General features: G+C 34.0%; 5 protein-coding genes and 3 pseudogenes. 6 read left to right on the top strand and 2 right to left on the bottom strand.

All coding sequences use genetic code 11. The features are described from left to right. Positions 1–59: 59 nt before the first annotated feature. The 3 genes and pseudogenes from AFK68_RS17780 to AFK68_RS17770 all read left to right on the top strand — a co-directional run. Positions 60–649: pseudogene (locus tag AFK68_RS17780) on the top strand (NAD(P)H-hydrate dehydratase); the annotation flags it as partial. A 1-nt stretch (position 650) separates the two neighbouring features. Beyond that, a partial coding sequence (locus AFK68_RS17775; protein WP_305778145.1) for an NAD(P)H-hydrate dehydratase occupies positions 651–960 on the top strand: 310 nt, incomplete at its 5' end. Between the two features lie 414 nt (positions 961–1374). After that, positions 1375–2095 (top strand): annotated as a pseudogene (locus tag AFK68_RS17770) (spermidine synthase); the annotation flags it as partial. A gap of 381 nt (positions 2096–2476) precedes the next feature. Here the strand turns inward: AFK68_RS17770 and AFK68_RS17760 are convergent. After that, positions 2477–3229, bottom strand: coding sequence for a trans-aconitate 2-methyltransferase (locus AFK68_RS17760; protein ID WP_094673920.1), 753 nt, complete (start codon positions 3227–3229; stop codon positions 2477–2479). Between the two features lie 218 nt (positions 3230–3447). Then, positions 3448–3747: a hypothetical protein gene (locus AFK68_RS17755; RefSeq protein WP_210407475.1), complete on the bottom strand. Its 300-nt coding sequence runs from the start codon at positions 3745–3747 to the stop codon at positions 3448–3450. Positions 3748–3949: 202 nt separating this feature from the next. Between AFK68_RS17755 and AFK68_RS17750 the strand changes: the two genes are divergently transcribed. The 3 genes and pseudogenes from AFK68_RS17750 to AFK68_RS17740 form a co-directional block, all read left to right on the top strand. Continuing rightward, positions 3950–5173 carry an AAA-like domain-containing protein gene (locus AFK68_RS17750; protein ID WP_094673919.1) on the top strand — a complete coding sequence of 408 codons (1224 nt, stop codon included), beginning with the start codon at positions 3950–3952 and terminating at the stop codon, positions 5171–5173. Between the two features lie 714 nt (positions 5174–5887). Beyond that, a pseudogene (locus tag AFK68_RS41975) lies at positions 5888–6093 on the top strand (hypothetical protein); the annotation flags it as partial. A 1-nt stretch (position 6094) separates the two neighbouring features. Continuing rightward, on the top strand, positions 6095–7113 hold a 1019-nt coding region (locus tag AFK68_RS17740), incomplete at its 3' end, for an AAA-like domain-containing protein (RefSeq protein WP_210407474.1).

The raw sequence follows: 7113 nt of genomic DNA, 5'->3' as shown, positions 1-7113 counted from the left end.
ATCGTTATAGTGGCGCAGCAATTTTAACAGGATTAGCTGCCAGAGCAACAGGTGTAGGAATGTTATCAATTGCTGTACCAGAATCAATTAAATCAATACTAAATAATCATTTACCAGAAGCACTAATTATTGGTTGCCCTGAAACAGAAACTGGAGCAATAAAAGAATTACCAGAAGATATAGATTTAAGTAAATTTGATGCCATTGCCTGCGGACCTGGTTTAACTATAGAACCTGCATCTATAATAGAAAAAATATTATCTGTAAATTGTCCTTTAGTTTTAGATGCTGATGCTTTAAATATTTGTGGAAATTTAGCCAACAACTCTTTAGTAAATCAACGTCAAGCACCAACAATTATTACTCCCCATGTAGGAGAATTTAAACGTCTATTTCCTCACTTAGTAAATCAACTCAATAATCGGATATTAGCAGCTCAAAAATCTGCTGAAAATAGTAACCTTGTCATAGTTTTAAAAGGAGCAAAAACAATTATTGCCAATAGTCAAAAAATATTGATAAATCCAGAAAGCACTCCCGCATTAGCAAGAGGAGGAAGTGGAGATGTACTTACAGGATTAGTCGGAGGTTTATTAGCTATTACTTCAACAAAAATTCCTCCACTCGAAGCTGTAAAAACAGCAGTTTGNTGCTGAAAATAGTAACCTTGTCATAGTTTTAAAAGGAGCAAAAACAATTATTGCCAATAGTCAAAAAATATTGATAAATCCAGAAAGCACTCCCGCATTAGCAAGAGGAGGAAGTGGAGATGTACTTACAGGATTAGTCGGAGGTTTATTAGCTATTACTTCAACAAAAATTCCTCCACTCGAAGCTGTAAAAACAGCAGTTTGGTGGCACGCCCAAGCAGCAATATTAGCAGCAAAAGAACGAACAGAATTAGGAGTAGATGCTTTTACCTTGACTCAATATTTAATACCAACATTAGAAAAAATATAGCAATCTGCTCATAGGTTGTAAGATTTTATCGTAGGGGTTTGTTTTCCAAATCCTATTTATGCTTGGGGAAAGGAGACCAAACCCCTACAGATTTCTCTCACAAATCATTTAGGATTACTATGTAACCTTTCTTGGTTGGATAAGAAAAAGAGAATCTGGAAATTGAAATATCCCTTTATCTTTGCCTCAAAATTATATAAGCAGTTGTTAAAGGAGATTCCAGATTAATGTGGTAAAATTGAAGGGGTAAATATTTTTTAGACCCATATTTTCTACTCCCTAAAACTATGAATATATGTACTTCATCAAGTAGGAAACTGTTGTTAAGTCTAAAATTATTCAGACAGTTTCCTTTGATCCTTATTCCTTATTCAAAATGCTATAATTAAATACCGATCCGGAGGAAAATAATCAATGGCAGGTGCTAATCTTAATACAGATTTGTATTTTTCTGAACAAATTACACCCTGGGATATTTATAAACATGGTATTGATAAAGTTCTTGTTTATCAAAAAACCAAGTATCAGGAAATGTATATAGTCGAAGGTGTTTATGGTAAAGCTTTAATATTAGATGGTAAGTGGCAGTCTTGCACCGAAGATGAATTTCTCTACCATGAAAGTTTAGTACATCCACCTATGATTTTTCATGGGTCTCCACACAAAGTCTTAGTATTTGGAGGAGCAGAAGGAGCAACAATACGAGAAGTATTACGCTGGAAAACTGTTGAGCAAGTAGTTATGGTTGATATAGATGGGGAAGTTGTAGAAGCTTGCAAAAAGTATTTGCCCGAAATGCACCAAAATGCTTTTGAAGACCCCCGTGTAGAATTAATTATTGATGATGCTCAGAATTTTTTAGAGTCTTCTTCAGAAACTTGGGATGTAATTATTTCTGACCTGACAGATCCTATTGAGTCTGGTCCATCTTTTCCTTTATTTACTCAAGAATACTTTGAAAAAATTCGCCAAGTTTTGTCTGCTGATGGCTCGTTTATAATACAAGCAGGTTCAACTTCTCCTGCTGAAATGTATCTTCATGTTCGTGTAGTTAAAACTTTACAAAGTGTTTTTAGTTATGTTAGTTCTTTTATTCCTTATTCTACCAGTTATGGATGTCCGCTAGGGTTTATTANATGGCTCGTTTATAATACAAGCAGGTTCAACTTCTCCTGCTGAAATGTATCTTCATGTTCGTGTAGTTAAAACTTTACAAAGTGTTTTTAGTTATGTTAGTTCTTTTATTCCTTATTCTACCAGTTATGGATGTCCGCTAGGGTTTATTATTTGTTCTGAAAAAGAATTTTCCTCTACACCAAACCCAGAAAAAGTAGACCGTTTGTTGGCAGAAAAAACTACAGGTGGTTTTAAACTTATGGATGGTATTTCTTTATTGGGTATGTTGCAACTACCTTTCAATATACGACAGGCGATCGCTACAGAAACTCAGATATATACTTTGAAAGCTCCACCAGAGTCTATTCATATTTGAGATTTAAAATTAATAATAAAATTACTATATTTCTACTTTTAATTCTGGTTTAATACCACCAAATAAAGCAATTTCAAATAACTTCATAAAACAGTCAATATGGATAAAACCTATCTCTCGTAACCAATCACATTGAGTTTCTAGAGGAGCAAGAATATTTGCTGTTTTATCTGGGCGGTTATAATGCTCCCTATTAATTTCTTCTCTGGATTTATTTGTGTCTTGACTTTGATGAAAAGCATAGAGAGAATCAACAAATAATTCATCAAATAATTGCTCAATTAATTTAGATGGTGAGGCAACGTGTTCCAAATTTAAAAATAATCCTCCAGGCTGTAATAATTGGTAAATTTCTTGATAGATTTCTTGTTTTCTGGTATCTGGTTGATGATGAATTGAAAATCCTGACACAATTACATCAAATGGTGCTTTTTCTTGAACTTTATTTACCCATTCCGGCAGACCATAATCTTGAATAATAAATTCAGAATTACCTTGATAATTATCAGCAACTTTGCTTTTTGCAGCTTCAATCATTGCGTCTGAAAAGTCTAAAAATACTCCTTGAGAATCAGGGTATTGACTGAGAATTGCCTGACCTAAAATACCATCACCACAACCTAAGTCTAAAAAGTTATTTACTTGGGATTTAGTTGTCTGAATAATTCTCAAGATAATCTCAATTTGTTCAGTAGCTAAAGGAATGGCACTTCTGACACCAGAAAGATATTTTTGTGAAAGTTCTGCCGTTTTCCAGACTTGATAATTATTGTTCATTTTCCATAAGTAGGTAAGGATCAATAAATGGAATATTGAGAGGTTAGGTTTTGAGAATTAGATATCTATTAAATCAAGGCTTTCAGTCAAACCTACCCCTACATTTTTTTTAACATTTAATTAGACTTAACTACTTAATTGTTAGTATTTTTTCACAAATGTCTCATGTAATTTTTGTAGGGAGGATAAATATTTTCCCACCCTACTTTTGGTTTATTCTAGTCTTCATCTAGAAATTCGGTGGCTATTTTATCAAGTCTTTCATTACTGTCTTGAGTCATTTTTAGTAAGCTAACACTAACAATTTGTGATGCAAGTCCGCCTGCGGTTGTGGCTGTTCCTTCAGAAGTTTTTCCTGATAGTAAAAGCCCTACACCTGTTACACTAATAATGGCACTAATTATAGTTAAGCCTAGAGCAGTATTAAAGCTCAATCTTGCTTGACGCAGGCGTTCTTTAATAAACATTTGTTCCATTTTATTAAGGGTAGAGTTTTGATTATTATTAGATATAGTCATAGTTGAAACTCCTCTGTTCATTCCTTATTTTCTTCTACAATTTCATTAAAATATACAGATGATTGAGTTTCAGCTTGTTGATATAAAATAATTTGTCTGACTTGTGACTGACTTAATCAAAAATTCTAGACTGATGACTGAGTAGTGCTAAAATGTGGGGTAAGTATTTATAGATTTATTCAGCTTTTATTATAGCTAAGTTATGTCTTCTAGATCCCTGAGAGTCGCACCAGAATATCTGGAAAAAGTTCAATCTGCTGTTCAACGTAATAATTTTCCTAGTCAAAAAGCTCTCGCTAATGAGTTAGGTTTTAGTCGTTCAACTGTCTCTAATTTTCTCAATGGTAAACCTGTAGATTTCTTAAATTTTACTGAAATATCTGACAAATTAGGTTTTGATTGGCAAGCGATCGCTCAAATACCGGAAACGGAAAAAGAAGCAGAAAAAACTATTTATATTGAGCGACAACCCATTGAATCTATTTGTGATGAAACTATTTTAGAAGCAGGTTCTTTAATCAGAATTAAAGCCCCTCAAAAAATGGGGAAAACTTGGTTAACTAATAGAATTTTAGAACAAGGGAAAAAACATAACTACCAAACAGCATCTATTAATTTATTAGATGCTGATACTACTGATTTTCAAGATTTAGATAAATTTTTGTCGTGGTTTTGTCGTTGTGTAGGTCGTGAATTAAATGTGCCTAAAGAAATTTTACATGAATCTTGGGATGAGGAAGATAGTAGTAAGATTAATTGTAAGATTTATTTTGAAGAATGCTTATTACCAAAAGTAACAGAAGCATTGGTTTTATGTATAGATAATATAGACTTGATTTTTCCACATCCAATTGCTGAAGATTTTTTGCCATTATTACGTTCTTGGCATGAGACAGCAAAGCGAAAAAATATCTGGAAAAAGTTACGGTTAGTAGTAGTTCATTCCACAGAAGTTTATATTCCTTTAGATATTAATGGTTCTCCTTTTAATGTGGGAAAATCCATTGAATTACCAGAGTTTAATTTGCAGCAAGTACGTCAACTTACTGAAATCTACGAATTAAATTTGCAAGCTGAACAAGTGACACAGTTAACTGATTTAGTAGGAGGGCATCCATTTTTATTAGATCAAGCTTTTTCTGATTTAAAAAATTATCAAAATTCAACCTTATCGGAGCTATTAGAAAAAGCAGCAACTAATGCAGGAATTTATCGCATTCATTTGCAAAAATTGTTATCAACTTTAGAAGCTCATCCTGAACTCAAAGCAGCTTTTAAGAAAGTTGTCATGGCAAAGGAATCTGTAAATATAGATTCCCTTTTGACTTATAAATTGGATAGTTTAGGATTAGTAAAATTAGAGGGCAATAATGTTTTTCCCAGATGTGAATTATATCGGCAATATTTTTATGAACGTTTGAAATAACTATTTTATAATTTGTCATTGCGAGGGACGAAATAATCCCATATTTTTATGAACGCTTATAATAACTATTTGATAATTTGTCATTGCGAGGGACGAAGCAATCCCATTAAAATGACAAAAGGAGGATAGAGGTTATCTATAATAACATTTAAGCTGAGATTGCTTCGGGGAATTAGTTGACTTGACTACAAAAGTTACTGTGGTAAATTCCCCTCGCAATGACAATTTTCTCTTAGTTTGTTATTGTGAGGAACGTTTGCGGAGCATTCCGTAGGAAAGCAATCCCATTATTTTAACTAATAAAATTCAACTATGCGAGATTGCTTCGGGGGATTAGTTGACTTGACTACAAAAGTTACTGTGGTAAATTCCCCTCGCAATGACAATTTATTTGGTAAAAAAGAAGGAGGATAGAGGTTATCTATAATAACATTTAAGCTGAGATTGCTTCGGGGGATNTCCCCTCGCAATGACAATTTATTTGGTAAAAAAGAAGGAGGATAGAGGTTATCTATAATAACATTTAAGCTGAGATTGCTTCGGGGGATCAGTTGAGTTGACTACAAAAGTTACTGTGGGAAACTCCCCTCGCAATGACAATTACTAAGATTGCTTCGGGGGTGAGTAGATTTTCCTACAAAAATTACTGCTGCTAAACACCCCTCGCAATGACAATTTTATACTTAACATAATAATTAATTTTCCCTAACTTCCATGAACACAAAACAAAACCAAAATTACCAATATCAAGTAGGAGGAAGTTTACCTGCTGATGCTCCTAGTTATGTGACGCGAGAAGCAGATAAAAATCTTTATGATGCCCTCAAATTAGGAGAGTTTTGTTATGTGTTGAACTGCCGACAAATGGGAAAGTCAAGTTTAATGTTACGCACTAAGGCAAGATTAGAAAAAGAAGGGTTNATGAACACAAAACAAAACCAAAATTACCAATATCAAGTAGGAGGAAGTTTACCTGCTGATGCTCCTAGTTATGTGACGCGAGAAGCAGATAAAAATCTTTATGATGCCCTCAAATTAGGAGAGTTTTGTTATGTGTTGAACTGCCGACAAATGGGAAAGTCAAGTTTAATGTTACGCACTAAGGCAAGATTAGAAAAAGAAGGGTTTGCCTGTGCTGCAATTGACTTAACTGATGTGGGTAGTCAGGAAATTAATGCCAAGCAATGGTATCGGGGTATTATTCAAGAATTAGTCAGCAATTTTGACTTGAGTATTAATCGACGGGCGTGGTTAAAAGAGAGAGAAGATTTATCTCCAGTACAACAATTTAGGGATTTTTTAAGGGAAGTTTTGCTTCGGGAAGTTGGGGAAAATATTGTCATTTTTGTTGATGAGATAGATAGTTTAATTAGTCTAGATTTTCCCACCGATGATTTTTTTGCTCTGATTCGTGCTTGTCATAATAAACGGGCAGAAAATCCTGAATATAAAAGATTATCTTTTGCTTTATTTGGCGTGGCAACTCCTTCTAATTTAATTGCTGATAAAACTCGGACTCCTTTTAATATTGGTAGGGCAATAGAGTTAACAGGTTTTAGTTTTGCAGAAGCAAAAGATTTCCTAACTCCTGGTTTAGAAAGTCGGGTAGAAAATCCAGAACAGGTATTAGCTGAAGTTTTAAAATTGACTGGTGGGCAACCTTTTTTAACTCAAAAGTTGTGTCAAATAATTGTTAAAAATAATGATAGTTGTACTCCCGATGTAGCAGAGTTGGTTCGGACTTATATTATTAATAATTGGGAATCTCACGATAACCCAGAACATTTACGGACAATTCGCGATCGCCTCTTAGTAAATGAAAAACGGGCAAGTCGCTTGTTGGGGTTGTATCAGCAGGTTTTAAATTCGATCCCCCAAACAGTTAATTTAGTAGTTTCTCCCCCCTCTCCCCATATTCCCCTCCTGGGAGGGGTTAGGGG

Source organism: Hydrocoleum sp. CS-953 (assembly GCF_002260545.1).
Taxonomy (GTDB): domain Bacteria; phylum Cyanobacteriota; class Cyanobacteriia; order Cyanobacteriales; family Microcoleaceae; genus Trichodesmium.
The sequence above is the reverse complement of the archived record's forward strand: the minus strand, read 5'-3'. Positions and strand labels throughout refer to the sequence as shown.